The organism is Paracoccus aminophilus JCM 7686, from assembly GCF_000444995.1.
GTDB classification, from domain to species: domain Bacteria; phylum Pseudomonadota; class Alphaproteobacteria; order Rhodobacterales; family Rhodobacteraceae; genus Paracoccus; species Paracoccus aminophilus.
The window spans coordinates 521,478-547,198 of record NC_022041.1; the positions used below are offsets into that span (position 1 = coordinate 521,478).

Below are 25,721 nucleotides of genomic sequence, written 5' to 3' on the forward strand. Positions count from 1 at the left end.
ATTAAAAAAGGCGGTTGCGAACCTCGTTGCAACCGCCTTCCAGAGCGCTTTCGGGTCGGAGGAACCCATATTAGCGCTTTGATCTATAATATTAATCCTTGAGGCAAGACAGCATGGTCCCGGCCAAAGACTGGATGACATCAAGGTAAAGATCCGGCCCGATCGCGAGCGCCGAGCCTTCGGGATCAAGTGCTGCACCCGGACGAACGGCAGTGCCTTCGGTCACAGCGGCGATCAGGCGCGCATCGTGATTCTGTTCAGGGAAGGCGCAGACGGCCTTGGCGCTGGCAAGCTGAGCCTTGATGTCGGTCAGCCGTGCCGCCGAGGGGGTCGCAGCATCGCCAAGCGAGACCGGGATCGCGCTTTCGAGGCCGAAATGCTCGGTGAAATAACCATAAGCATCATGGAGCACGACGAAGGGTTTGCCGCGCGCCGGAGCCAGCTCGGCGGTGAGCGTCGCATCGACCGCGCCGATCCGCGCCGCGGCTTTCTCGGCATTCTCTTGATATTGCGCGGCATGGTCGGGATCCTGCGCCGCCAGAGCCCCGGCAATCGCCTTCACCCAAAGCTGGGCATTGCTTGGGTCCAGCCAGGCATGGGGATCGGTGCCGGTGTGGACGTGACCGGCCTCGCCGTGGCCTGCATCGGCATGATCGTGGTCGTCGTGACCCGCCTCGCCGTGGTCGTGATCGGCATGGTCGTGCTCATGCTCGCTGTCCGCGTCATGGTCATGGGCGTGGTCGTGATCGTCGTCCTCGCCGCCATAGCTGCGGGTTTTGGTGCCCGGCACGGCCAGCAATTGCAGGCTCTGCGCCTTGCCGCCAAGATTGGTCGCCGCGCGGTCGAGCCACGGCGTCAGCGCCGGACCGACCCAGATCAGCAGATCGGCATCCTGCGTCGCCCCCGCTTGCGAGGGGCGCAGCTGATAATTGTGCACATCGCCGCCCGTCGGCAGCAGCACATCGGGCTTCCCAAGATCGCCCATCACCATTTCGATGAGCGCGCCGGTGATCGGCATATCGGTCACGACCTTGGGGACCTCGGCGAAAGCGGGCAGCGCGCTCAGGCAGAGCGGCAGGGCCAGAAGCTTTGAGTGGAGGTTTGGGCGAAAGCTTGGACGAAGGGTGGGACGAAGGGTGTGCATCGGGCTCTCTGAACTTGCGGAATCGCTGCAATATCTTATGTTATAGAGTAACAGGTCAAGAGAAATGTGATAATATTACAAATGCACAGCGATCCTCCCACCGACCCGATCGATCCGTTCGAAGAGCATGACCACGGCGCCTGCGCCTCTCATGCGCTGGAACATGCACTTCAGCATAGCGAGGAAACCGGCGTGCGCCTGACCCCGGTGCGGCGGCGTGCGCTGGAAATCCTGCTCGAATCGCATCGCGCCATGGGGGCCTATGAGGTGCTGGAGCGGCTGGTGGCCGACGGGTTTGGCAATCAGCCGCCAGTGGCTTACCGGGCGCTCGATTTTCTGGTCGAGAATGGGCTCGCGCATCGCGTTCAGCGCCTCAATGCCTATGCCGCCTGCCTCTCGCCCGAGCGCGACCATTCGCCGGTCTTCCTGATCTGCCGGTCCTGCGAGAAGGTCGCCGAGGCGGAATCGCCGGAATTGCGCCAGGCGCTGCGCACGCTTGCCTCTGGCTCGGGGTTCCGCATCGAGCGCACCACCGTCGAGGTGCTGGGCCTGTGCGCCGTCTGTGCCGCCGCAGAGGCCGCCACGGAAGCTTCCTCCGAGGCGCAACCATGACCGGCGCGCTGATCTCGGCCAAGGGCCTGACGGTCAGGCCGCCGGGGCTGGGCGCGCCGGTGCTCAACGAGGTCGATTTCGCGATCCAGCCCGGCGAGATCGTGACCGTGGTCGGACCGAACGGCTCGGGCAAATCGACCTTCGTGCGCGCGCTTCTGGGCTATCTCGCTCCCCAATCGGGCACGGTGACGCGTCAGAGCGGGCTGCGCATCGGCTACGTCCCCCAACGCGTCCATGTCGAGCGCACAATGCCAATGACCGTCCAGCGCTTCCTGTCGCTGCCCCATCGCGTGCCAGAGGATCAGGCGGCGCAGATGCTCGAGCGCACCGGGGTCGCGGGGCTGCAGTCCCGCCAGCTCTCGGCGCTTTCGGGCGGGCAGTTCCAGCGCGTTTTGCTGGCGCGGGCGCTGCTCAACCACCCCCAGATCCTCGTGCTCGATGAGCCGACACAGGGGCTCGACCAGCCCGGCATGATCTCCTTCTATCGCCTGATCGAAGAGGTCCGGGCCGAGACCGGCGCGGCGATCCTTATGGTCAGCCATGATCTGCTGGTGGTGATGCGCGCCTCGGATCGGGTGATCTGCCTCAACGGCCATATCTGCTGCGAGGGCACGCCGCAGGATGTGAGCTCGGCCCCGGCTTACCGCGCGCTTTTCGGCGCCGAAGCGCAGGGGATGCTGGCGCTTTATCAGCACCACCATGACCACGAGCACGAGCATTTCCACGATGCGACCTGTGGGCATGACCATGCCCCCGGACAGACCCATTCCCATACCGACACCCATACCCATCCGCATGGCCTAAGCGCCGTGCCCGAAAGGCAAGGGCTCTGATGCTCGACGATTTTTTGACCCGCGCGGCTGTCGCGGGGCTCGGACTGGTGCTTGCGACCGGCCCGCTGGGGTCCTTTGTCGTCTGGCGCCGCATGGCCTATTTCGGCGATTCCCTCTCTCATGCCGCGATCCTTGGCGTCGCCTTGAGCTTCGTCAGCCCGTTGCCGCTTTATCTCGGCACGATGATCGTGGCGGTGGGCATGGCGGTGCTGGTGACCTGGCTTGCGGGGCGCGGGCAGGCGATGGACAGCGCGCTTGGCGTCATCGCCCATTCCGCGCTGGCGTTGGGGCTGGTTGTGGTCAGCTTCGTGCCCTCGCTGCGCGTCGATCTTCAGGCCTTTCTGTTCGGCGATATTCTGGCGGTTGGCAAAAGCGATCTGATCTGGATCTGGAGCGGCGCGCTCGCGGTGCTGGTCGTGCTGATCTGGCGCTGGCAAAGACTGGTCACGGTCTCGGTCAATGAAGAGCTGGCGATGGCTGCGGGAATCAGGCCCGCTGTCGAAAAACTGATTTTGGCTCTTGCACTTGCGCTTGTTGTTGCAATTGCGATTCGAATTGTCGGCGCTTTGTTGATTTCGGCCATGCTGATCGTCCCCGCCGCCGCGGCGAGGGGATTCGCCCGGACCCCCGAGCAAATGGCGCTAATTGCAACATTGATCGGCGGATTTGCGATCATCGGCGGACTTGGTGCAAGCTTGCGGCTCGACACGCCGGCTGGCCCCTCGATTATTGTCGCCGCAGGGGCAATTTATGCTTTGTCTTTAGTGGGTTGGCGAAAGCGTGGCTAGGGTTTGGCAGCGGGTGTCACGGCTGCGGGGAGAGGGGCTTTTGAGGGCGTTTTTTCCAGCCCCTGCTGGTGTTGTCGATTATGCAACACATCGGTTAAACCCGCGCCACCATTCAATCAATCACGCTTTCCAAGAACGTGCTATTATGCGACTGTCCGCTGGATGTTGCTGTAAACAGCAGCCTTCCAAAGTACTGAACGGAGCATGATCATGACCAAATTTGCTACTTTCGCCCTCGCTCTGGGCCTGACCGCTTCGACCGCTCTCGCCGGTGGCTATGTCGCCCCCGTCGTCGACGTCGAGCCGGTTGTTATCGACCAGAAACCGGCTTCGTCGAACGCTGGCCTCGTTGTTCCGGCTCTGCTGCTGCTCGGCGTCATCGCCGCTGTTGCTTCGGACAACAACGACAACAAAAACTCGACCAACACCAACTAATTGTCCCTTTCGGACAATGGTGACAGGGGCTGACCTTCGGGTCGGCCCCTATTTCATTTGCGCTCTGGCTGGTGTGGATCTGTCGGTGCAGAACCCCGGCACAGCATCTCCAACCGCGCGGTCGCAGAGACCCGGAGGCCGCGCTCAGCGGCTCGGAACGCAAAAGGCCCGCCGGGAGACGGGCGGGCCTTGAAATTGCGGTCCAGAGGCGGCGCAGGGCTTAGTAGCGCAGCTCTTGGATGGTGACATAGCCAAGCGCCGGGCTGACCCATTGGCGCGACACCGTCGCCCGCCCGCCCGAGACGATATAGCTGTTTTGGAAACTCGCACCGTGACCCGAGCAGTTTTCCAAGATGACGCCGGGCTTCGGACCTGCGCCGATCGAGCAGGTGAAGTTCAGCGGCCGCTCAAGCCCGTCGCCCGCATAAAGCCGCATGGTGCGCTCGGCCTGACCGCCGCGCCCCGACAGGATCAGATTGGCCGAACCTGCCGCTTCGGCGACCGAGAGGTCGTTGCCCAGCCCGCGCGTGCCGACCAGAATGCCGTTGCGCAGGATCAGCGCCTGCTCGTTCTTGGTCATATAGGTGCGCATGCCGCGGTTGTCGCCGGTCATGGCCAGCACCTGATTGGTGCCAGAGCTTTCCAGCCCGACGAGGATCAGCGGGCCCTTGTTGACCGACAATGCCTCCGAGGCCATGGCTGCGGGCGAGACCGGCGGCGCTTTGGGCGCGTTGCGCGCCTTGCGATCGGCTGCCAGCGCGCCCACGGCCTGCGAGGCGATGGTAAAGGCCGAGCTGTCCTGTTTCTTGTCGTTGCCGCAGGCGGCCACAGAGACGGTCAGGGCCAGAGCCCCGGCGATGCGCAGAGAGGTGGCGATCATCTCCAGAATTTCCCCCAGCCTTGATAGAGATCGCGCGACTGGCTGTCGCGGATGGTTTCGTAGAGACGGCCCTCGACGTAAAGCTGGGCCCCGCCGTCACGCGACAGCGAACGGATCGAGCCGCCAACCTTGCGCAGCGACGGATCGCCCGTGCCCCAGGCCAGCGGGATCGAGATATTCACGCCCTTATCGAACGAGCCCTCGCCGAATGCCTCAGAGCTCATATCGGTCTTGGTGACCCAAGCGCCCAGACGCCAGCCATTGGCGAACTGACGCGACAGAGTCAGCGTCGCGCCCTTGTCGCCAGCCAGATATTTGCCGACCGACAGTTCTGCGTCGATGCCGTTCTGGAACTGGTAATAGGCCGAGACCGAACCCATCGTGACGTTATAGTCGCGGAACTTGAGCAGGCCGTCGAAGTCGCGCTTCTTGACGCTGTTGATCTCGGCGCCCACGGCGAAGGGCGAATTCGTCGGCCACCACAGAGCCTCCGCCGAGACGCCGCCATAGGCGCGCTCAAGCAGACCAACGGTGACGCGCGTATAGACCTCGTTGCCGGGCTTGGCATACCAGGCCAGCGTCAGGCGCGGAATGACCGGGGTCTTGATCCCCGAATACATCTGGCTGTCCGAGCGCACGCGCGGCACGCCGAATTCGTTATAATCGTGATCGGCATCGGCATATTCATCCGGCGTCAGCGAACTGACCGGCGATTCCTGCTTGCTCGACCCAAGGACGCGCTGGCGCACCGAACCGGCGATGACCAGACCGGGCTGGAGCTCGTAGCGGAACGGAGCCTCGGCGCCGATTTCATAGCGGATCGGATCATCCGGGTCGAAGAGCGAGGTCGCGACGTAGGGCTGCAAGGCCCAACGGAAGCGCGGATACTGGCCCGGGGTCAGCATCAGCCCAGCCGGATTGGGCTCGGCGCTGACCAGGGTCGCGGCATTGGCGATCTGACCGGCTTCGGTGTTCTCGAGCCGCTCGACATCCGAGCGACGCACGACGACCGAGCTGATCGGCATACCGCGTTCGGTGGAGGTGATGACGAATTCCTCGACCGAGGGCGGCAGCGCGCGGGTCATCAGACGCGCGGTGCGCCCAACGGCCTCGGCCTGCTGGATATAGCGGCCGTTGTTGATCCGCACTTCGGCGCGCTTCGCGGTCAGGACCATGCCCTGAAGCTCTTGGCCCTCTTTGGCCAAGGCATCGCCGAGCGCCTTCTGGATTGCAGGTTGCGCGGTCGGATCGGCGGCCCAGGCCCCCGACCAGCCCTCGGGATCGGCCGAGGGAGCCACGCGCGGCCGCACCGGCGCCCCGGCTTTTTCAAGCCCCGACGGATAGGCGGTCTGGCGCGGGTTCATCGCCACGCTGAACTGCAGGCCGACCTGTTTCGCGCCCAGCACATAGCCGCCCAGCTGATAGCTGTCGCCGAGCTGATAGGTAAAGCCGAGGTTGATCTTGTTCTTCAGCTTTTCCTTGTCGCTCAGCCAAGGGCTGCGGCGGCATTCGTCGGGGATATCGGTTTCGCAGGCGTAATTGTCGTTCGAATATTCCGCCGTCAGCGTCAGCTTGTCGGTGGCCTGCCACGAGACGTTGGCGAAAGGCGCCATCGGGCCGCGGAACCATTCGTCGATATTGGGCTTGCCGCCCGTGCCTGCATCCGGCGGCGGGCGGTTGCCGAAGGGGCTGCCCCAGCCGCCGGTCGTGGCCAGACGGCCCCAGCCGAGACCGGCGCTGACGCGCAGGCGCGGGGTGAGGGATTTGGTCGCGACCAGATATTCGGCGCTATAGATGCCGGTGCCGATGAAATCCTGCATACCGATCGCAACGGCAGGCATCCAGCCATCGGGATTTTCATCGAGCACTTGATAGCGCAGGTCGAAGCTGCGGTCCCAGATGAAGCCGCGCGGGTCCTCGGTGCTGTCGATGCGCGAATAGCGCAGCGCGACCGTCAGGCGCGGCGTGGCCTGAAAGACCAGCGTGTTGCGGCGGAAAAGGTTCGAATAGCTCAGCGTCGCGCCAAGCGTGCCATCGGGCAGAACTTCGGCGCTCGGCGTGTCGATGCCGCCGGGCAAGCCGTAATTGTTGACACGCGTGGCCAGCAGCGGCTCTGCGACCGCAATGCTGCCACCCGAGGCGAGCAGGAGCGAAACGGGAAGTGCCGAGCTCAGCAAACGGCGGGTCAAGGGCGAGTGCAAGCGCATGGGCAGGGTCCTCTCGGGTCACGTCCCGGGCAGTTACGTTTTAACGGTGAGGTCCGCCCGAAGGCTCGCGCGGACCAATGGGCCAAGGCCCCTCGTTGCTCAGTTCGTCGCGCCAGTCGCGGGCGCGGTTTCAACCGGCGCCGGCGCGGTGATGACCGGGGCGGGCGTCGTCACGACAGGAGCCGTCACGACAGGCGCTGCCGGGACCGGAGCGCTCGGCGTGGTTTCGGATTTGATCTCCGGAACCGGGGCTGCAGGAGTCGCAGGGGTGGTCGTCGCGGGCGCAGTCGTCGCCGGGGCCGTCGTCACCGGAGCCGGGGTCGCCGGCGTGGTGGTTTCCGGCGTATGCGTCGTTGCAGGCGTCGAGGTTGCCGGGGTGGTTTCGGCAGGCTTGGTCTCGGTCGTTGCAGCCGGGCTCGCAGCGGGCGTCTCAGCCGGTTTCGCGGCTTCGGCGGCCGGGGCTGCAGCAGGCTTCGGCGCGGCAGCTTTGGGCTTGCCGGTGGCCGACGAGGCCTTGATTTGCGCCTTCGGCTGGCTGTCGGTCGCGTCGGCGCAGCCGGTAAGCTTGGCGCCTGAGGCGGTCAGCCGTGCGGTGAAGGGATGTTTCGCGCCCGCAGCATCGGTGCATTCCGCCGCCTGAACGTTCAGCGAGAACGGTTTGCCGCTCATGATGCCGATGAATTCGACGCCGCGCGCATAGGAAATGCGGCGGGTGGTGACGCCGACCGATTTCTGGCCGGGACGCTCATAGACGACCGAGCTTTCGCCGCCCGTCGCCGTCCAGCCCTGACCCGAAGCGCGGATCAGTTTGGTCGCGCGGGTGGTCGCTTCGCTGGTGGCCAAAGCCACGCCAGCCGCGCCGGTTTCGATCGGCTGATCGATCGGCGAAACCGCCGGCGGACCCGAATGGGTCGGCGCGGTTTCTTCGGGGGCTGCTGCTGGCTTTTTCTGCCAGGGCATCTCGCTGCCGCAAGCCGCAAGCGCCAGAGTCATCGACAGCACTGCGAATGCTGGACGGAATTTCATGTTGGCTGTCCCGGTTCCTGTGGGTTTTCTTTTGTTCTTGGCTACAGGAACCCCCGTCGCGGGGCAAGAACTGATGAAGCAAATGGGCAAGTGAACGCCGAGACCAAAGGCGCAAATGACACTGATCTCGGCGAATTTTACCCGTTCAAGGCGAAGCTCAGCAGTTCGGCACGTTGACGGCGAGCCCGCCGAGCGAGGTTTCCTTGTATTTCTCGGACATGTCCTGCCCGGTCTGGCGCATGGTCTCGATCGCGGCATCCAGCGGCACGAAATGCTGGCCATCGCCACGCAGCGCGAGGCTCGCGGCCGAGACCGCCTTGATCGCGCCAAGGCCGTTGCGCTCGATACAGGGCACCTGCACCAGCCCGCGCACCGGATCGCAGGTCATGCCGAGGTGATGCTCCAGCGCGATTTCCGCGGCATTCTCGACCTGCATGACCGAGCCGCCGAGCACCGCGGCAAGCCCCGCCGCCGCCATCGCCGAGGCGGAACCGACTTCGGCCTGACAGCCGCATTCCGCGCCCGAGATCGAGGCATTGTGCTTCACCAGCCCACCAATCGCCGAGGCGGTCAGCAGAAAATCGGGGACATTGCGTTCTGACGCGCCCGGCACATGGTCGAGCCAATAGCGGATGACTGCAGGCACGACGCCCGCCGCACCATTCGTCGGCGCGGTCACGACCTGACCCCCGGCGGCGTTTTCCTCGTTCACCGCCATGGCATAGGTCGACATCCAGTCGTTGATCACATGGGGCGCGGTCAGGTTCATGCCTGCTTCGCGCTGCAGGCTTTCAAGAATCGCAGGCGCGCGGCGGCGGATGTTCAGCCCGCCCGGCAAGGTGCCTCCGGTGGCCAGACCGCGATCCATGCAATCGCGCATCACCTGCCAGATCTTCATGATCCCCTGCCGGATATCGGCCTCCGAGCGATATTGCAGCTCGTTTTCCATCTTCATCTCGGCGATGGATTTGCCGGATTTCGCGGCCATATCGAGCATCTCGGCGGCGGTTTGGAAGGGATAGGGCACGCGCGGGCTGGCATCCGAGCGGGTCTCGTCGCCCTTGGCGGCCAGTTCGGCTTCGGTCATCACGAAACCGCCGCCGATCGAATAATAGACCTCTTGGATAATGACATCGCCCTGACTGTCGGTGGCAAACAGGATCATCCCGTTGGCATGGCCGGGCAGGTTGCGGTCATAATCGAAGATCAGGTCCTTTTCCGGGTCAAAGCGCAGATCGCCCAGACCCTCGGGCGAGAGCACATGGGTTTCGCGGTTGAGCGCGAGCGCGGCCTCTGCCTTTTCGGCATCCATGGTCGCGGGCACGAAACCCGCTAAGCCGAGGATCGTCGCGCGGTCGGTCGCATGGCCTTTGCCGGTGAAGGCAAGGCTGCCGTGCAGGCTGGCGCGGAGCCCGTAAACCTTGAAAGGTTGCGCCCGCAGTTTATCGAGGAATCTGGCTCCGGCGACCATCGGCCCCATTGTATGGGACGAGGACGGTCCGACCCCGATTTTGAACATGTCGAACACCGACAGGAACATGGCGCGTCTCCTTGAACTTGCTCGCTAGACTGCCCGCTCTATCTAAGGCTTGCCAGTCAGATTACGACGGGTTCAAAGCAAGGCTGCGACATTTGGCAAGTGATTTTCTGCCTGAATTTCGTGCATTCTGTCTCGAAATCGTGCAAAGACAGCGATCTTGCCGGATTCGCACGTCCCGGTGAGCATGTTCGGCCTTCGCGGCGCCCCTGAGAAACCATACGAGAAGATCATGACGCAGCCCGATCCCATCACTCTTGGCACGATCCGGCTTGGTGCGCCGGTCTTTCTGGCGCCGATGGCCGGGATCACCGATTTGCCTTTCCGCCGCGCGGTCGCGCGCCATGGTGGCGCGGGGCTGATGGTCAGCGAAATGGTCGCTTCAAGCGAGATGGTGACGCCGCGCCCGTCGAATCGCGCCTCGGTGCGCGCCAAGGCTTTGACCGAGGGCGAATTGCCGGTCTCGGTCCAGATCGCCGGACGCGAGGCCGGGGCGATGGCCGAGACCGCGCGGATCGTGGCGGGCATGGGCGCGCGGATCATCGACATCAATATGGGCTGCCCGGCCAAAAAAGTGACGGGCGGGCTGTCGGGCTCGGCGCTGATGCGTGATCTCGACCATGCTTTGCGGCTGATTGATGCCGTGGTTGGCGCGGTTGATCTGCCCGTGACGCTGAAGATGCGGCTGGGCTGGGACAGCGATTGCTTGAACGCGCCAGAGCTTGCCTGTCGCGCCGTGGCGGCGGGAGTGCGGATGATTACCGTTCACGGCCGCACCCGCGCGCAATTCTATACAGGCACCGCCGATTGGTCGGCGATCCGCGTGGTGCGCGATGCGGTCGCGAATTTGCCGGTGCCGCCGCCGCTGGTCGCCAATGGCGATGTCGTCGATGCGGCCAGCGCCCGCGCGGCTGTGGCGGCGTCCGGCGCGGATGCGGTGATGGTCGGGCGCGGTGCGCAGGGCGCGCCATGGCGGCTCGCGCAGATCTCGCATGAGCTGTGGGGCACGCCCGCGCCTGTTGTGCCGCAAGGCGCGGCGCTCGCCGATGCGGTCGAGGAACATTACGAGGATATTCTGGCGCTTTACGGCACCGAACTGGGCGCCCGCGTCGCGCGAAAGCATCTCGGCTGGTATGCCGAGGAGGCCCACGCGCCGAACCGGGCCGAGCTGTTGCGCGCGCCAAGTGCGGATGCCGCCCGCGCCGCGATCCGCGCGGGTTTTGCCGATGCGCCGGGGCAGGGCACCGTCACCGCTGACGACAGCGCCCCATCATGAGCGCCCCCTTCATTCCCGCAGAGATCGGGCCCAATTGGTCACGTCTGCCGCTTCCCGCGCTGATCATCGACGCAGAGGGGCGGATCGCGGGAATGAACGATCTGGCCGAGCCTTTCCTGAATCTCTCGTCGCGCTCGGCCTTGGGGCAGGAACTTGAGGGCGCGCAAATGCAGATGCGGCTGCGCATCGTGCCGCCTCTGGCGCCGTTGATCGCGCGGGCGCGGGACGGCCATGACGCGCTGACCCGACCCGGGCTGCGGTTTGAGATCGGCGACCGCGCCGGTGGGCACAGCGACCACAGCGCGACGGTCCATCTGGGCCCGGTCGCCAGCCCCGCGGGCAGCGTGATGGTGCTGATCGCGCCGGATGGCTCGGCGCGGCTGGGGCAGGGAGTCGCGGTGCGCTCTGCGGCGCGGGCGGCGATTGGCATGGCCGATATGCTGGCCCATGAGATCAAGAACCCGCTGGCAGGCATTAGGGGCGCGGCGCAGCTTCTGGCGATGAACCTGCCCGACAGCGACCGCGATTTGGCCGATCTGATCGTCGAGGAATCGCGCCGCATCGTCGCGCTGCTTGAGCAGGTCGAGCGGTTCGGCGACACCTCCGCGCCCCGGCTGGCCCCGGTCAATGTCCATGACGTGCTCGAACGCGTGCGCCAATCGGCCTCGGTCGGTTTCGCGCGGGATCTGCGGATCGTCACCGATTACGACCCCTCGCTGCCGCCCGCCTTGGCCGATGCCGATCAATTGGTGCAGGTCTGCATGAATCTGGTCAAGAACGCCGCCGAGGCGCTTTTGCGCGCGAGCCAAATCGAGGGCCGGACTGATGGCACCATCCGGCTGCGCAGCTTTTACGACGGCACTTTGCGGCTTTCCCCCTCAGCCGCGCATCCGGGCGGGCAATCGCTGCCGCTCCAGATCGAGATCGAGGATGACGGCCCCGGTATCCCGGAGGCGATTGCCGACCAGATCTTCGAGCCTTTCGTCTCGGGCCGCGAGAACGGGACCGGGCTTGGCCTCGCGCTCGTCAGCAAGATCCTGAGCGATCACGGCGCCTGGCTGCATGTCGACTCGCGCCCCGGCCGCACCACTTTCCGCATTTCCCTGCCCAAAGCCTGAGGAGCCCGCCATGGACGGAACCGTTCTGATCGCCGACGACGACCGCACCATCCGCACCGTGCTGACGCAGGCGCTGACGCGGGCGGGCTGTCGGGTCCATGCGACAGGCAGTCTTGGCCAATTGCTGAAATGGGTCGAGGAAGGGCGCGGCGATCTGGTCATCACCGATGTGATGATGCCCGATGGCAATGGCATCGACACGATCCCCGCGATCCGCAAATTGCGCCCCGATCTGCCGGTGATCGTGATCTCGGCGCAGAACACCATCGTGACCGCGATCCGCGCGACCGAGGCCGAGGCCTTCGACTATCTGCCGAAGCCCTTCGATCTGCCCGATCTGATGACGCGTTCGGGTGAGGCCTTGGCGCGGCGTCCGAAGCTGCGGCGTCCCGAGGCCGAGCCCGCCCCGATGGTGAGCGATCCGACGCTGCCGCTGATCGGGCAGGCGCCCGCGATGCAGGTGCTGTTTCGCATGGTCGCGCGCGTGCTCAATGCCGATCTCGCGGTTATCATCGCGGGCGAGCCGGGCGCGGGCAAGACCACCGTCGCTCATTCCTTCCACGATTTTTCCGATCGCAAGGGGCAGGGCGTTGCGATCCTGACCTCGGCCGATCCGGGCGAAGAGGCGATCCGGCAGGCCGGGCTTCGCGCGCGCGGCGGCACGCTGCTGATCGAAGACCCGGCCTCCTTCGAGCCCGCGGCTCAGGCGCGGCTGATCGGCTTTATCGAAAGCTGGGAAAGCGGCTCGGACCGCGCTCATGCGCCGCGGCTGATCTCGACCACCGGGCCCGAGCCGCAAAACGATGTCGCGCAGGGCCGGTTGCGCGCCGATCTCTACTATCGGCTGGCCGGGGTGACGCTGACGGTGCCGCCGCTGCGGGCGCGGGTCGATGACATCCCGCCGCTGGCGCGCCATCTGCTTGCCCGCGCCGCCGAGCAGGGCCTGCCCCAGCGCAGTCTCTCGGAGGGCGCGATGGCACTGGTGCGCGCCTATGCGTTCCCGGGCAACATTCGCGAGCTGGAAAACCTGATGCGCCGGCTTGCGCTGACCGCCGCTGGGGCCGAGATCACCGCAAGCGAGGTCGAGGCCATTCTGGCCCAAGGCGCGCCAGCCTTCGCGCTGGCGGGGCAGGGGCGCAGCACCGCCCAGCCTGTAGCAGAACCCGCTTTGTCGCGCGCCGTGATCCGCAGCCCAGAGCCCGGCGCATCACCGCTCTCGCAATCGGTCGAGATGCATTTGCAGCGCTATTTCGATCTGCACGGCGACCAGCTGCCGCCGCCCGGCCTTTATGACCGCATCATGCAAGAGGTCGAGCGTCCGCTTTTGGAGCTCGCGCTCGATGCGACCGGGGGCAATCAGCTAAAGTGCGCCGATCTTCTGGGCATAAATCGCAATACCCTGCGCAAGAAGCTCACCGAACTTAATATCGAGGTGACAAGACGCCGCAAGCTGATGTAAAACCGCCACAGATGGCCGCGAAACAGTCGCATTGAGGCCACAACTTAACCGCGTATAGCGGGACAGACCGCGAGAAACGCGGTGGCGGAGACGGAACAGTTGACGGGAACGTTGTCGAAACGAACCTGGGCCCGGCTGGAGCGCCTGCGGCGCCAGCGGAAGCTTCAGAACTTCTCGGCGGTCGGATTGGCCGTCCTTGGCCCTATTCTGGCTGCCGTGACTTTCTTTGTCATGGGCGAGATCGGGCGCGAACATACCAGCCAGTCGGTGCTGCGGCTGGTGCTGCTGGCCGACCTTATCTATCTGATTTTGCTGACAGGTCTTGTCGCGGCGCGCATGGTGCAGATCGTCGCGGCGCGGCGCAAATCGGCCGCCGGATCGCGGCTCCACATGCGGCTTGTCGGCGTCTTTGCCGCGGTCGCGCTGATCCCGACCGTGCTGGTCGCGATCTTTGCCGGGCTCACCTTCACCATCGGTCTTGAGGGCTGGTTCTCGGGCCGGGTGCAATCGGTGGTCTCGAGCTCGCTGGCCGCCGCCGAGGCCTATCAGGACGAGCATCGCCGCGATCTGACGAATGACGCCCAGCTGCTCGGCGATGCGTTGAAACAGGCGGCGCGGGCCAATCCGATGCTGGATGATGGCGAGCTGCGCGTGCTTCTGGGGCAGGGCCAACCGCTGATCCAGCGCGGCCTGCGCGAGGCCTATGTCATTGACGGACGCGGCACGATCCGCGCGCGCGGCGAGCGCAGCTATCAATTCTGGTATGAGCAGCCCACGCCCGAGGAATTCGACGAGGCCAGCTCGAAAGGGCTCGTGCTGATCGAGGATTGGCCGAACAACGAATTCCGCGCGCTGGTGCCCTTGCCGCCTCTGGCTGACCGCTTCCTTTATGTCACCCGCGATGTCGATGGCAAACTGCTGGGGCTCTTGGACGACACCCGCCAGACTGTTGGCGAATATCAGCGGCTTGAACAGGAACGCGGTCGGGTTCTCTTTGAGTTTTCCCTGCTTTATCTGGGCTTTGCGCTGCTTCTGGTCGCGGCGGCGATCTGGCTGGGGCTGTGGTTCGCTGAACGGCTCTCGCGCCCGATCGGGCGTCTGGCCGAGGCCTCGGAACAGGTCGGCGAGGGCAATCTCGATCTTCAGATCCCCGAGCCCGATACCGGCGACGAAATCCAGACGCTCGGCCAGTCCTTCAACCGCATGACCCGTCAGCTCAAGGCGCAGCGCGTCGAGCTGATGGAGTTTTACAGCGCCGCCGAAGGCCAGCGCCGGCTGTTCGATTCCGTGCTGTCGTCGGTGACGGCTGGGGTGATCGGGCTTGATGCGGCGGGCGAGATCGATTTCCTCAACCGGTCCGCGACGCGTCTCGTCGGGCTCGACCCGAACCGCGACATTGACCGGCCTCTGGCCGAGGCGGTGCCCGAATTCGCGCCGCTGTTCGAGCGGTTGTCGCAGGGCCAGACCGTCTCGGAAATCGTGCAGGATGAAATCCGCATGTCGCGCGGCGGCCAGATTGAAAGCCTGCTGGTGCGCATGGCGATGCGGCGCAGCGAGGCGGGCGATGTCGAAGGCTATGTCGTCACATTCGACGATGTGACCGAACTGGTCGGCGCGCAGCGTATGGCCGCCTGGGGCGATGTCGCGCGCCGGGTCGCCCATGAGATCAAGAACCCGCTGACCCCGATCCAGCTTTCGGCTGAGCGCATCAAGCGCAAGTTTTCCAAGGTCGCGGGAGATGATCTCGATGCGCTTGAGCAATATACCGGCGTCATCATCCGCCAGACCAATGATCTGCGCCGGATCGTCGATGAATTCTCGCGCTTTGCCCGGATGCCAGAGCCCGATCGCAAGGAAACCGATCTGGCGAAGCTGTTGCGCGAGGCGGTGGTGATCCAGCATGACGCGCTGCATGGTTCGGTCTTGACCGAGATCCCGGACACGCCGGTCAAGGTCGATTGCGATCCCGGCATGATGAATCAGGTCTTCACCAATCTGCTGAAAAACGCGGGCGAGGCGGTCGATGAATTCGCGCCGAACGCGCCCGAGGGCTGGGCTCCGGTCATCCGCGTCTCGCTCGAGACCGCGCCCGATGCGGTCACGGTGCGGATCATCGACAACGGCCCGGGCCTTCCCGAAGACCGTGGCCGCTTGTTCGAGCCCTATGTCACGATGAAGCCCGGCGGAACCGGGCTCGGCCTCCCGATCGTGAAGAAGATCGTCGAGGAACACGGCGGTAGCCTGACCCTCACCGATGCGCCTGACGGACAGGGCGCGATGGCTGAGGTCCGGTTGCTGAAGGAAAGACAGGCCGTGCGGATGGCGAACCGTCGGCAAAACAACAACAAACCCGAGCAGGAAACAATAAAATGAGCGATATTCTGATTGTCGACGACGAAAAGGACATCCGCGAACTCATCTCGGATATCCTGCAAGACGAGGGCTTCGCGACCCGCATGGCCGCGAACTCCGACCAAGCGATTGCCGAGCTCAATACCGAAGAGCCGTCGCTGATGATCCTCGATATCTGGCTGAAGGACAGCAAGATGGATGGGATCGACATTCTCAAACAGGTCAAGCGCAACAACCCCGATGTGCCGGTGGTGATCATTTCCGGTCACGGCAATATCGAGATCGCGGTTGCCGCGATCAAACAGGGCGCTTACGACTTTATCGAAAAACCCTTTAATATCGACCAGTTGATGGTTGTCATCAGCCGCGCGCTGGAAGCCAACCGCTTGCGCCGCGAGAATGCCAGCCTCAAGCGCGGCGACAGCAAGACTGCGGAAATGCTGGGCGGCTCGACCTCGTTCAAACGGTTGCGCGACAATCTCGACAAGGTCGCGAAATCGAATGGCCGGGTCATGCTGACCGGCGAGCCCGGCGTCGGCAAAGAGCTGGCGGCGCGCTATATCCACGCCCAATCCCCGCGCGTGACCGAGCCTTTCGTCGTCGTCTCTTCGGCCACGATCGAGCCCGAGCGCATGGAAGAGGTGCTTTTTGGCCGCGAGACGCCCGAACGCGGCATCGAGGTCGGTCTTCTTGAGCAAGCCCATGGCGGCGTGATCTATTTCGACGAGGTCGCCGATATGCCGCTTGGCACCCAGCCGAAGCTCTTGCGCGTGCTGACCGAGCAGCAATTCACTCGCTCGGGCGGGACCGACAAGGTCCGGGTCGATCTGCGCGTAATCTCCTCGACGAACCGCGATCTGACGGTGGAAATCGCCACTGGCCGGTTCCGCCAGGAGCTCTATGACCGCCTGAACGTCGTGCCGATTGCCGTGCCCGCGCTCTCGGACCGGCGCGAGGATATTCCGGTTCTGGCCGAATATTTCATCGAGCAGTTCAACGCGACGCAAAGCCTGCCCCTGCGCGAATTGCCCGAGGAAACCGTGGCTGCGCTTCAGGCGATGCGCTGGCCGGGCAATATCCGCCAGCTGCGCAATGTCATCGAGCGGATCCTGATCCTCGGCGAGGGCACCGGCCCGATCCAGCCGGCCGAGCTTGAGACGCAGAATGGCGGCTCGGAAAACGGCGATGTGCTGGCTTTGGGGCCGCAAATCACCTCGCTGGCGCTGCGCGATGCGCGCGAACTTTTCGAGCGCGAATATCTTCTGGCGCAAATCAACCGTTTTGGTGGCAATATCAGCCGGACCGCTCAATTCGTGGGGATGGAGCGCAGCGCGCTGCATCGCAAGCTGAAATCTCTGGGCGTCGTCGGCGGGGTCCGGGTCGAGGATGAGCTTGTCGGTCACTGACCGAGGAGGCGCCACCCACACGGTGGCGCTTTGCCTCTTTTGCGCCGAACGGAGACCGGCATGGATCTGACTTTCTTCACGCCCTATATGCTCAGCCTGTTGCGGATCATGGTCGGGCTTTTGTTCCTCAGCCACGGCACCGCCAAGGTGCTGGGCTTTCCGAAATGGGACGAGCGTCCGGCGGTCCTGTCGATCTATTGGGTGGCGGGCCTCTTCGAGCTGGTGCTCGGCACCTTCCTGACCATCGGGCTCTTCTCGCGTCAGGCGGCCTTCGTCGCTTCGGGCGTGGCGGCCTTCGCCTATTTCATCGGCCATGCCCGCAAGAGCTTCTATCCGTTCCTGAACGGCGGCGAGGCGGCGGTTCTGTTTTGCTTTGTCTTCCTCTATCTGGTCTTTTCGGGACCGGGGCCGATCAGCGTCGATGCGTTGATCGGGCTTTTCAGCTCCTCCACGACGCAATAGCCGCGCTCAAGCACCGGACGGGACATGAAGATCATCATCTGCGGGGCCGGTCAGGTTGGCTGGAACATTGCGCGCCATCTGTCGAATGAGCGCAATGATGTGACCATCATCGACACCAGCCCCGAGCTGATCCGCCGCGCCACCGATGCGCTGGATGTGCAGGGCGTCACCGGCTTTGCCAGCCATCCCGATGTGCTCGACCGGGCCGGGGCGCGCGATGCCGATCTGGTCATCGCCGCGACCCATTCGGATGAGGTCAATATGGTGACCTGTCAGGTCGCCCATTCGGTCTTTCAGGTGCCGCGCAAGATCGCGCGGCTGCGTTCTCCGGCCTATCTCGATGCGATCTATTCGAGCCTTTACCGCACCGACCACTTGCCGATCGACGTGGTCATCAGCCCGGAGCGCGAGGTTGCGCGCGCGGTGTTGCAGCGCCTGTCCGCGCCCTCGACCTTTGACGCCGAGACCTTCCTTGATGGCAAGTTGCAGCTTCTGGGCATCGTGCTCGAGGCCGATTGCGCGGCGCTGAACACGCCTTTGCGTCAGCTCGACGAGATGTTTCCCTCGCTCAACGCCATCGTGGTCGGCGTGCGCCGCAATGGCAAGCTGATCGCGCCCGATCCGGGCGATCAGCTTTTCGCGGGCGATCAGATCTATATCTGCGCGCTGATGTCGGATGTCGAACGCACGCTCGAAATCTTCGGCAAGCCGCCGGAAAAGCAGGAACGCGTCGTCATCATCGGCGCGGGTCTGGTCGGGCTTTCGGTCGCACAAGAGCTGGAGCGCCGCCCCGAGCGCATTCGCACCCGTCTGATCGAGCGTGACCGCTCGCGCGCCGAAGAGGCCGCGGATGAACTGGACCGCACCATCGTGTTGCATGGCGACGGGCTTTCGGCCGAGCTGCTCGACGAGGCCGGGGTCGCCCGCGCCGATGCGGTTGTCGCGGTGACCGAGGATGACAAGACGAATATCCTCGCCGGGGTGCGCGCCAAACAGGCGGGGGCGAAGCTTGCGATCTCGCTGGTCAATGACCCGACCATGATGCCCTTGATGAGCGCGCTCGACATCGACGCCTTCATCAACCCGCGCGCCACCACCGTCTCGACGATCCTGCGCCATGTCCGTCATGGCCGGGTGCGCGACATCTATTCCATCGGTGACGCCGAGGCCGAGGTGATCGAAGCGCAGGTGCTTTCGACCTCGCCGATTTCCGGCCGGGCGGTGCGCGATATCGACTTCCCAGAAGGCGCGCTGCTGGGCGCGGTGCAAAAGGGCGACAAGGTCTTGAAACCCCATGGCAATCTGCGCATCGAAGAGGGCGATATCGTCGTCATTTTCGCGCTCGCCAAGGATGTCGCCGAGGTGGACCGCCTGCTTCAGGTCTCGATCGACTTTTTCTGACGGAGGCGCGCGGGATGACCATTCTCAACCGCCTGCCGCTTCTGGTGATCCTTGCCGGGATCGGCACGGCCCTGATGCTGATCCCGGCGAGCTATGCCGCGGTTTTGGGGCAGGAAAAGCTCGCCGATATCTTCCGCATGTCGGCCTTGGTGCTGATGGTGCTGATCGTCGTGACTGGCATCGCCAGCGCCGCCGCGCCGCGCGGCGACACCACGCGCACGCTTTTGCTGACGGTGATCGGGGTGATGACCATCCTGCCCGCGCTTTTTGCCGTGCCGGTGATGGTCGCGCTGCCCGATACCGGCTTTTTCAACGCCTGGTGGGAGATGGTCTCTTGCCTGACCACCACCGGCGCCTCGCTTTACTCCCCCGACCGCGTCGCCGAGCCGCTGCATCTGTGGCGCGGTATCGTCGGCTGGATGGGCGGGCTCTTCATCCTCGCCTCGGCCACCGCGATCCTCGCGCCCTTGCGCATCGGCGGTTTCGAGCTGATGTCGGATGCTTATGGTGAGGACAGCCGCAGGCAACGCGCAGCCGCCCGCGCCGGAGGCCGTGCGAGCGGACAGAGCTTTTCCTCCTCCCCCGCCTTCAACACCGAGCTCATCGATCCGGTCAGCCGGGTCTTGCGCATCGGCAAGACCGTGCTGCCGATCTATGCCGTGCTGACGCTGGCATTGTGGATCATCCTTCTGATGCTGGGCGATCCCGGCCTTGTCGCGCTGATGCGAGCGATGGGCACGATCTCGACCAGCGGGATCACGCCTCTGGGCGCGGGCACCGGGCAATATAGCGGGCTTGGCGGCGAGGTCGTGGTCGTGCTTTTCATGCTGCCCGCGCTGTCGCGCCGGTTCTGGCCGGGCGGGGGCGAGCTGCGCGCAAGCGAGCTCTGGCGCGACGACCCAGAGCTGCGGCTGGCGGCTCTGGTGGTTCTCGGCGTGGCTTTCGTGCTGTTCGCGCGCCATTTCATCGGCGCAGTCGAGATCAGCCGCAACCAGCCGGAGGATCTGCGCTCGAGCTTCGACAGCGCGCTGGTCGCAGGCTGGGGCGGGCTTTTCAATGCGCTGAGCTATCTCACCACCACCGGCTGGAACTCGGGCTCTTGGCAGGGCGCGCGCAGTTGGTCGGGGCTGACCTCGCCGGGGCTGATCCTCGCGGGGCTGGCCATGATGGGCGGAGGGGTCGCGACGGCGGCGGGGGGCGTGAAGCTTTTGCGGATCTATGCGCTTCTTGCTCATGCCGAGCGCGAGATGGAAAAGCTGATCCATCCGAATTCCGTCGCGGGCGGGGGCCGGATGGCGCGGCGGCTGCGCACCGAGGGCGCGTTTCTCGCCTTCATCTTCTTCATGCTGTTCGCGATCTCGATTGCCGTGGTCGTCGCGCTGATCTCGCTGCAACGGATCGAGTTCGAAAGCGCGACCATTCTGGCGGTCTCGGCGCTCACGAACACCGGCCCGCTCGCCGGCGCGATCCCGCTGACGCCGACCTTCGAGGGCAGCGCGGGGGCTGCTGGCGCGCCTTGGGCGGGCTGGGCCGGGCTGCCGGATTTCACCAAGGCGGTGCTTGCGGGCGCGATGATTGTCGGGCGGATCGAGACACTTGCGATCCTCGCGCTCTTCAACCCCGAAATCTGGCGGCGTTGATTTGAGGTCACGCATTTTGTTTGACTGATACAGCCCGCCTTGCAAGGCTGGATTGGCTAACGTAGATGTTCACAAAACAAAACCAAGAATCCGGGAGGGTGTCATTCATGGCCGGTGACAAGCAAAATCTGCAAGACGCATTTCTGAACCATGTGCGCAAAGCCAAGGTTCCGGTCACGATCTTCCTGATCAACGGCGTCAAATTGCAGGGTGTCATCACCTGGTTTGACAATTTCTGTGTGCTTTTGCGTCGTGATGGCCAATCGCAACTGGTCTACAAACATGCGATCTCGACGATCATGCCGGGCCAGCCGATCAGCCTTTACGAAGGCGAGGACTGATTGTCCGACAATAACGAGACGCGGGCCCTGCCGACGCGGGCCTATGTCCTCCATCCCGATCTGGGAAATTCGCGCACCCGCCGCTCGCCCGAGCTTGCGCTTGAGGAGGCGGTGGCGCTGGCCCATGCTCTTCCCGCGATCACCGTCGAGGGGGCCGAGGTCGTTCGCCTGCGCACGCCCGAGGCCGGGATGCTCTTTTCCAAGGGCAAGCGCGAAGAGGTCGCCCAGCATCTGAAGGCCGTCGCCGATGGCGAAGGCGCAGAGCTGGTCCTGATCGACGGGCCGGTCACCCCGGTGCAGCAGCGCAATCTGGAAAAGGAATGGGGGGTCAAGATCCTTGACCGCACCGGCCTGATCCTCGAAATTTTCGCCGACCGCGCCCAGACCCGGGAAGGCGTCTTGCAGGTCGAGCTGGCCGCTTTGGCCTATCAGCGCACCCGGCTGGTCCGCGCCTGGACCCACCTCGAGCGTCAGCGCGGCGGGCTTGGCTTCGTCGGCGGCCCCGGCGAGACCCAGATCGAGGCCGACCGTCGCGCCATTGATGAGCAGATGACGCGCCTGCGCAGGCAGCTGGAAAAGGTCGTGCGCACGCGCGAGCTGCACCGGCGCTCGCGCGCGAAGGTGCCCTATCCAATCGTGGCGCTGGTTGGCTATACCAACGCCGGAAAATCGACACTGTTCAATAAGTTGACCGGGGCCGAGGTCGTGGCGAAAGATCAGCTTTTCGCGACGCTAGACCCGACGATGCGCCAGATGCGGCTGCCCTCGGGGCGCAGGGTGATCTTGTCGGATACGGTGGGTTTCATCTCGGATCTGCCGCACGAGCTGGTCGCGGCCTTCCGCGCCACGCTGGAAGAGGTGCTGGAAGCCGATCTGATCCTGCATGTCCGCGACATCAGCCATCCCGAGACCGAAGAGCAAGCGGGCGATGTCGGCGAGATCCTCGACGGGCTTGGCGTTGACGAGGATGTCGCGCTGATCGAGGTCTGGAACAAGATCGACGCACTCGGCCCCGAAACCCGCGCCGCGCTGTTGCGCACCGATGCGCGGACCGAAGGGGTGCAGGCGGTCAGCGCGCTCTCGGGCGAGGGGATCGACGCGCTGTTGCAAACGGTCGATAGCGTGCTGACCAAGGCGCTCGACGATCCGATCCATGACTCGGTGGTCGAGCTTTCGCATGGCGACGGCCGCCGCCGCGCCTGGCTGCATGAGCAAGGCGTGGTGACGAGCGAGCGCCCGACCGCAAGCGGCGTGCGGCTGCAAGTGCGCTGGACCGAGCGTCAGGAAAACACGTTTAACGCGCTTTGAAGGCGCGCCCTTTCGGGGGCGTGCTCAGGGCTGCCCGCGCGCAAGCTCATCCGCCCAAGGCGGATTGGCGCCACTGCGCGAGACGGTGAGCGCGGCGGCTTTGATGCCAAGCGTCAAAGCCGCGCGCAGGTTGGTCTCATTAAGCGCGATCTGACCCGGCGCGGCCCCCCTTCGCCCCAGCGCGCCCGACTGGCGGAGCGCGGCCAGCACGCCCGCATTGAACGTATCGCCCGCGCCAATCGTATCCGCGACCTCAACCGGCTGCGCGGGCAGGCTGAGACAGCCGCCCGCCCACCAGACCTCGGCCCCCGCCGCGCCGAGCGTGCGGAAGATCGCCTTCGGGCCTTTCGCCAGAAGCGAGGTCATCAGCTCTTCGGGGGGCGTATCGGGCCAGAGCCAGTCGATATCGTCCTGCGACAGTTTCACCAGATCCGCGAGCGCGATCAGCCGATCTAGTCTGGCGCGGTAGCTGGGTATTTCCGTGATGAAGAAAGGGCGGATGTTGGGATCGATCATCACCGGGATCCCGAGGGCATGAGCACATTCTGCGAGGGTCTCGATCGTGGTGCCGCAGGGCTCGGGGACGAGGCTGATGCCGCCGATGAAGAGGGCGGCGGTGCTCGCGGGCAGCACGGGGAGGTCGCTTTGCGCGAAGAGGCGCCCGGCCGAGCCCTCATCATAGAAGGAATAGCGCGCCTCGGTCCCCGTCAGGGTGACGAAGGCGAGCGTGGTGGGGCGGTCGGTGCGCGGGCAGAGGCGGGTCTCGACCCCGGCGGTATGAAGGGGGGCGAGCAGCGCCTCCCCGAAAGGGTCGGTCGAGATCGGCCAAAGATAGGCGGTGGGCTCGGCCATGCGGCCCAAGGCGATGGCGGTGTTATAGACCGCGCCGCCGGGCAGCGGCGTGAAGCCCGTGGGCGAGGGCACCATGTCGATCAGCGATTCGCCTGCGCAGAGGATCATCGGCGCGGGCTCATGGCGCAGGGGGCTGGGCGCGCGCCGGGAGCTCGAGCGTGATCGCGGCGGCGGTCGTCTCGGGCTCGGCGCTGCGCGCTTGGGTCGCGAGCATCACACCGGCGACGAGGATCAGGCCGAGCAGGATGGCGAAGGCGATCTTCCAGATCGAATAGGGCCGCTCGCCCTGCACCCGACCGGACTGGCCGTTGACCACGAAGCGGTAGGAGGTGTTGTTGTAGCGATAGGCGGCGGTCCAGACCGGCAGCATGATATGTTTGAAGGTCTCGCTCGAGAAATCCGATTGCAGCGTCTCGATGCGTTGGACATTGCCGCCGATGTCGCGGCGCGCATCCATCGCAATCACCCCTGCCATTTCCTCGCGCGCGATCTGATGGCCATCCGAGAGCGCGATCGTATAGCCCTCGGCCATGAAGCCCGCGAGATATTCCGGGCGGTAGCTCGCGAGATGCGAGAGGTCCCAAGGCGCGAGCGCATCGGTAATCCGGCGCGGCAGCGAGCTCGAGGCCAGGACCAGCACGTCGTTGAAATGGCGCGAGATTCTGCCGCTGACCGAGGTCCAGCGGATTTTCTGGACCTGACGCGGGACCTGCTGGCGCTTGCCGTTGACCTCCATCGTCACCCATTCGGTCTCGTAGTAATAATCCCCGCGCTGGCCGGAATAGACCGAGCGGCTGTCGGCGTCGAAGGTCCAGAAGGGCGAGTAGATCCCGCTCATCCGTCGCCCGCGCTTGGCATAGGCGGTGAGCCCCGAAGGCGCGAACCACAGCCCTTTCATCCAGGCGTCGAGTGCGGTGCGCGCCTGTGCCTCGGTGATGAGGAAGGGCAGCACGCCTTGCGGTTTTAGCTGTCGCGAGATGCCGGTGTCGGTCACCACCGGGGTGGCGCAGAAGGGGCAGGTCGAGGCGGTTTGCTCGGATGTGACCTCGATCTTCGCGCCGCAATTCGGGCAGGAGAGCGTCTTGATCTGTTCGGTCAGGTCGCTGTTCTGGTCAAGCCGCAGGCCCTTTTCGAGCGGGATTTCTTCAAGCTCGGGGGCTTTGCGACCGGCGTCCCATTGGATGGCGCGGCCGGTTTGGCCGCCGGTCTCCGGGTCGTCGCGAATGGCCTCATCGCCCCAGGGGCCGCCGGTCGATTGCCGGGCCGGGGCCCGCGCGGGGCCGGGGCCGATGTCCTGGACATGGCCGCAATAGGGGCAGGTGAGCTTTTGCTGGCCGGGCGAGAAGGCGAGGCTCGCGCCGCAATTGTCGCAGGGATAGCGGTATTCGGTCGGAGGCGTGGGCATGGGGATGGCCGGGCGAGAGGGGACGGCGTCAGGCGGCCGTCCCGCAGGGCAAGGGATCAGGCGCCGGTTTTCGGCGCGGGCGGAACCGGAGGCAGCGGCGGCGGTGTCGCGGCAAAGAGCCGGGCGAGCTCGGCGATCTCATGCGCGGGCTGCCAGCCGTCCTGACCGGGGGTCCAGACGAGGGTGTCGCGGGTGAGGCGGCCTTCGCCTTGCAGCCGCTCGAGCTCGGTGGGCGCGAAGGGGCCGCTGGCCTGACCGTCGAGCGCGAGATGCCAGACCTTGGCGGGCTGGGGGATCGGCGGCGGGGTGACGGCGGTCGAAGGGGGCTGGGCTGGCGGTTGGGCGGGTGGCGTTGCAGGCTGGGGCGCGGCGCCCCATGAGCCTTGCAGCATCCCGCCAGCCATGCCCATGCCCATTGCGGCGCCCATGCCGGCGCCGAGGCCCGCGCCCATGCCGCCGGGCTGGGTCGAGGCGTTCAGCATCGCCTCGGAGGCGGCATATTGGCCAAAGCGGTTCAGATCGCCGACGATGCCCATCGAGGTGCGCTTGTCGAGCATCTTTTCCACCTCATCGGGCAGGCTGATGTTCTCGATATAGAATTCGGGCAGGGTGAGGCCGTATTGGCTGATCGTCGGCGCGATGGCCTTGGCGACCAGACCGCCGAGCTCTTGCGTATTGCCCGCCATGTCGAGCACCGGGATGCCCGAACCTGCGATCATGCGGGAAAACTCTTGCACGATGATGTTGCGCAGCTGGTCGCTGATGTCATCGCTGGTGAAATGGCCGTCGGTGCCCACGATCTCGCGCATGAAGACGGCGGGATCGGTCACGCGCATCGAATAGGTGCCGAAGGCGCGAAGGCGGACCGGGCCGAATTCCGGGTCGCGCAGGATGATCGGATTTTTCGTGCCCCATTTCAGATCGTTGAAGCGGGTGGTGTTGACGAAATAGATTTCCGACTTGAAGGGCGAGCGGAAGCCGTGATCCCAGTGCTGAAGCCGGGTCAGGATCGGCATGTTGTTGGTTTCGAGCATGTAAAGGCCCGGACCGAAGACATCGGCGAGCTGGCCTTCATGGATGAAGACCGCCGCCTGACCTTCGCGCACGGTCAGCTTCGCGCCGTATTTGATCGCATGGCCGACGGTCGGGAAGCGGTAGACCATCGTGTCGCGGGTGTCGTCGGTCCATTCGATGACATCGATGAACTCGCCGGACAGGAAATCGAAAATGGCCATGGGG

At 65.0% G+C, this 25,721-nt stretch carries 22 protein-coding genes; 14 read left to right on the top strand and 8 right to left on the bottom strand.

The genetic code is table 11. The features are described from left to right. Positions 1–91 precede the first annotated feature (91 nt). Positions 92–1,144: a zinc ABC transporter substrate-binding protein gene (locus JCM7686_RS02620; RefSeq protein ID WP_020949313.1), complete on the bottom strand. Its 1,053-nt coding sequence runs from the start codon at positions 1,142–1,144 to the stop codon at positions 92–94. 81 nt (positions 1,145–1,225) lie between these two features. Here JCM7686_RS02620 and JCM7686_RS02625 point away from each other — a divergent pair, with 81 nt between their 5' ends. The 4 genes from JCM7686_RS02625 (at position 1,226) to JCM7686_RS02640 (ending at position 3,812) form a co-directional block, all read left to right on the top strand. After that, entirely contained in the window at positions 1,226–1,756 is a 531-nt protein-coding gene (locus JCM7686_RS02625; RefSeq protein WP_020949314.1) for a Fur family transcriptional regulator, read from the top strand. After that, positions 1,753–2,589, top strand: a complete 837-nt coding sequence (locus tag JCM7686_RS02630) for a metal ABC transporter ATP-binding protein (RefSeq protein WP_020949315.1) — start codon at positions 1,753–1,755, stop codon at positions 2,587–2,589. Before JCM7686_RS02625 ends, JCM7686_RS02630 begins: the two co-directional genes overlap by 4 nt. Next, positions 2,589–3,377 (top strand): iron chelate uptake ABC transporter family permease subunit, encoded by a 789-nt coding sequence (locus JCM7686_RS02635; protein WP_020949316.1) that lies wholly within the window; start codon positions 2,589–2,591, stop codon positions 3,375–3,377. The genes JCM7686_RS02630 and JCM7686_RS02635 overlap by 1 nt, the downstream gene beginning before the upstream one ends. 210 nt (positions 3,378–3,587) lie before the next feature. Then, entirely contained in the window at positions 3,588–3,812 is a 225-nt protein-coding gene (locus JCM7686_RS02640; RefSeq protein WP_020949317.1) for a hypothetical protein, read from the top strand. Between the two features lie 220 nt (positions 3,813–4,032). Here the strand turns inward: JCM7686_RS02640 and JCM7686_RS02645 are convergent, their stop codons facing one another. From JCM7686_RS02645 to JCM7686_RS02660, 4 genes are all read right to left on the bottom strand, one after another. Further along, positions 4,033–4,692, bottom strand: coding sequence for a YjbF family lipoprotein (locus tag JCM7686_RS02645; protein WP_020949318.1), 660 nt, complete (start codon positions 4,690–4,692; stop codon positions 4,033–4,035). Continuing rightward, positions 4,689–6,899, bottom strand: coding sequence for a YjbH domain-containing protein (locus tag JCM7686_RS02650; protein WP_020949319.1), 2,211 nt, complete (start codon positions 6,897–6,899; stop codon positions 4,689–4,691). Before JCM7686_RS02650 ends, JCM7686_RS02645 begins: the two co-directional genes overlap by 4 nt. A 99-nt stretch (positions 6,900–6,998) precedes the next feature. Continuing rightward, a complete protein-coding gene (locus JCM7686_RS02655) occupies positions 6,999–7,925 on the bottom strand; it encodes a hypothetical protein (RefSeq protein WP_020949320.1) in 927 nt (308 codons plus the stop codon). 157 nt (positions 7,926–8,082) lie between these two features. Next, positions 8,083–9,465, bottom strand: a complete 1,383-nt coding sequence (locus tag JCM7686_RS02660) for an L-serine ammonia-lyase (protein ID WP_020949321.1) — start codon at positions 9,463–9,465, stop codon at positions 8,083–8,085. A gap of 229 nt (positions 9,466–9,694) precedes the next feature. Here JCM7686_RS02660 and dusB point away from each other — a divergent pair, with 229 nt between their 5' ends. From dusB to hflX, 10 genes are all read left to right on the top strand, one after another. Continuing rightward, entirely contained in the window at positions 9,695–10,738 is a 1,044-nt protein-coding gene (dusB, locus tag JCM7686_RS02665; RefSeq protein ID WP_051201503.1) for a tRNA dihydrouridine synthase DusB, read from the top strand. Further along, positions 10,735–11,856, top strand: coding sequence for a two-component system sensor histidine kinase NtrB (locus JCM7686_RS02670; protein WP_020949323.1), 1,122 nt, complete (start codon positions 10,735–10,737; stop codon positions 11,854–11,856). The genes dusB and JCM7686_RS02670 overlap by 4 nt, the downstream gene beginning before the upstream one ends. 10 nt (positions 11,857–11,866) lie before the next feature. Continuing rightward, positions 11,867–13,315, top strand: coding sequence for a response regulator (locus JCM7686_RS02675; RefSeq protein ID WP_020949324.1), 1,449 nt, complete (start codon positions 11,867–11,869; stop codon positions 13,313–13,315). A 111-nt stretch (positions 13,316–13,426) separates the two neighbouring features. Further along, positions 13,427–15,688 (top strand): sensor histidine kinase NtrY-like, encoded by a 2,262-nt coding sequence (locus JCM7686_RS02680; protein ID WP_162471792.1) that lies wholly within the window; start codon positions 13,427–13,429, stop codon positions 15,686–15,688. Continuing rightward, complete coding sequence (gene ntrX, locus JCM7686_RS02685) at positions 15,685–17,073, top strand: nitrogen assimilation response regulator NtrX (RefSeq protein ID WP_020949326.1); 1,389 nt, start codon at positions 15,685–15,687, stop codon at positions 17,071–17,073. The genes JCM7686_RS02680 and ntrX overlap by 4 nt, the downstream gene beginning before the upstream one ends. Positions 17,074–17,133: 60 nt before the next feature. Beyond that, entirely contained in the window at positions 17,134–17,535 is a 402-nt protein-coding gene (locus JCM7686_RS02690; protein ID WP_020949327.1) for a DoxX family protein, read from the top strand. A gap of 24 nt (positions 17,536–17,559) precedes the next feature. After that, positions 17,560–18,936 carry a Trk system potassium transporter TrkA gene (gene trkA / locus JCM7686_RS02695; RefSeq protein WP_020949328.1) on the top strand — a complete coding sequence of 459 codons (1,377 nt, stop codon included), beginning with the start codon at positions 17,560–17,562 and terminating at the stop codon, positions 18,934–18,936. Between the two features lie 14 nt (positions 18,937–18,950). Continuing rightward, entirely contained in the window at positions 18,951–20,576 is a 1,626-nt protein-coding gene (locus JCM7686_RS02700) for a TrkH family potassium uptake protein (protein ID WP_020949329.1), read from the top strand. 107 nt (positions 20,577–20,683) lie between these two features. After that, on the top strand, positions 20,684–20,917 hold the full coding sequence (gene hfq, locus JCM7686_RS02705) for an RNA chaperone Hfq (protein WP_020949330.1): 234 nt from the start codon (positions 20,684–20,686) through the stop codon (positions 20,915–20,917). After that, positions 20,918–22,225: a GTPase HflX gene (gene hflX, locus JCM7686_RS02710; RefSeq protein ID WP_020949331.1), complete on the top strand. Its 1,308-nt coding sequence runs from the start codon at positions 20,918–20,920 to the stop codon at positions 22,223–22,225. 24 nt (positions 22,226–22,249) lie between these two features. Here hflX and JCM7686_RS02715 read toward each other — a convergent pair whose 3' ends face one another. Genes JCM7686_RS02715 through JCM7686_RS02725 form a run of 3 tightly spaced genes read right to left on the bottom strand, consistent with a single transcriptional unit; the run spans position 22,250 to position 25,717 of the window. Further along, positions 22,250–23,185 carry a carbohydrate kinase family protein gene (locus JCM7686_RS02715; protein ID WP_020949332.1) on the bottom strand — a complete coding sequence of 312 codons (936 nt, stop codon included), beginning with the start codon at positions 23,183–23,185 and terminating at the stop codon, positions 22,250–22,252. Between the two features lie 10 nt (positions 23,186–23,195). Continuing rightward, positions 23,196–24,482: a zinc ribbon domain-containing protein gene (locus tag JCM7686_RS02720; protein ID WP_020949333.1), complete on the bottom strand. Its 1,287-nt coding sequence runs from the start codon at positions 24,480–24,482 to the stop codon at positions 23,196–23,198. Positions 24,483–24,538: 56 nt separating this feature from the next. Then, the gene (locus JCM7686_RS02725; protein WP_020949334.1) at positions 24,539–25,717 is read right to left on the bottom strand and encodes an SPFH domain-containing protein; all 1,179 of its coding nucleotides are present in this window, start codon (positions 25,715–25,717) and stop codon (positions 24,539–24,541) included. Positions 25,718–25,721 lie beyond the last annotated feature (4 nt).

Coding starts and splice junctions, on each gene's coding strand:
- JCM7686_RS02620 (WP_020949313.1), bottom strand. CDS start 1,144: ATGCACACCCTTCGTCCCACCCTTCGTCCAAGCTTTCGCCCAAACCTC.
- JCM7686_RS02625 (WP_020949314.1), top strand. CDS start 1,226: ATGCACAGCGATCCTCCCACCGACCCGATCGATCCGTTCGAAGAGCAT.
- JCM7686_RS02630 (WP_020949315.1), top strand. CDS start 1,753: ATGACCGGCGCGCTGATCTCGGCCAAGGGCCTGACGGTCAGGCCGCCG.
- JCM7686_RS02635 (WP_020949316.1), top strand. CDS start 2,589: ATGCTCGACGATTTTTTGACCCGCGCGGCTGTCGCGGGGCTCGGACTG.
- JCM7686_RS02640 (WP_020949317.1), top strand. CDS start 3,588: ATGACCAAATTTGCTACTTTCGCCCTCGCTCTGGGCCTGACCGCTTCG.
- JCM7686_RS02645 (WP_020949318.1), bottom strand. CDS start 4,692: ATGATCGCCACCTCTCTGCGCATCGCCGGGGCTCTGGCCCTGACCGTC.
- JCM7686_RS02650 (WP_020949319.1), bottom strand. CDS start 6,899: ATGCGCTTGCACTCGCCCTTGACCCGCCGTTTGCTGAGCTCGGCACTT.
- JCM7686_RS02655 (WP_020949320.1), bottom strand. CDS start 7,925: ATGAAATTCCGTCCAGCATTCGCAGTGCTGTCGATGACTCTGGCGCTT.
- JCM7686_RS02660 (WP_020949321.1), bottom strand. CDS start 9,465: ATGTTCCTGTCGGTGTTCGACATGTTCAAAATCGGGGTCGGACCGTCC.
- dusB (WP_051201503.1), top strand. CDS start 9,695: ATGACGCAGCCCGATCCCATCACTCTTGGCACGATCCGGCTTGGTGCG.
- JCM7686_RS02670 (WP_020949323.1), top strand. CDS start 10,735: ATGAGCGCCCCCTTCATTCCCGCAGAGATCGGGCCCAATTGGTCACGT.
- JCM7686_RS02675 (WP_020949324.1), top strand. CDS start 11,867: ATGGACGGAACCGTTCTGATCGCCGACGACGACCGCACCATCCGCACC.
- ntrX (WP_020949326.1), top strand. CDS start 15,685: ATGAGCGATATTCTGATTGTCGACGACGAAAAGGACATCCGCGAACTC.
- JCM7686_RS02690 (WP_020949327.1), top strand. CDS start 17,134: ATGGATCTGACTTTCTTCACGCCCTATATGCTCAGCCTGTTGCGGATC.
- trkA (WP_020949328.1), top strand. CDS start 17,560: ATGAAGATCATCATCTGCGGGGCCGGTCAGGTTGGCTGGAACATTGCG.
- JCM7686_RS02700 (WP_020949329.1), top strand. CDS start 18,951: ATGACCATTCTCAACCGCCTGCCGCTTCTGGTGATCCTTGCCGGGATC.
- hfq (WP_020949330.1), top strand. CDS start 20,684: ATGGCCGGTGACAAGCAAAATCTGCAAGACGCATTTCTGAACCATGTG.
- JCM7686_RS02715 (WP_020949332.1), bottom strand. CDS start 23,185: ATGATCCTCTGCGCAGGCGAATCGCTGATCGACATGGTGCCCTCGCCC.
- JCM7686_RS02720 (WP_020949333.1), bottom strand. CDS start 24,482: ATGCCCACGCCTCCGACCGAATACCGCTATCCCTGCGACAATTGCGGC.
- JCM7686_RS02725 (WP_020949334.1), bottom strand. CDS start 25,717: ATGGCCATTTTCGATTTCCTGTCCGGCGAGTTCATCGATGTCATCGAA.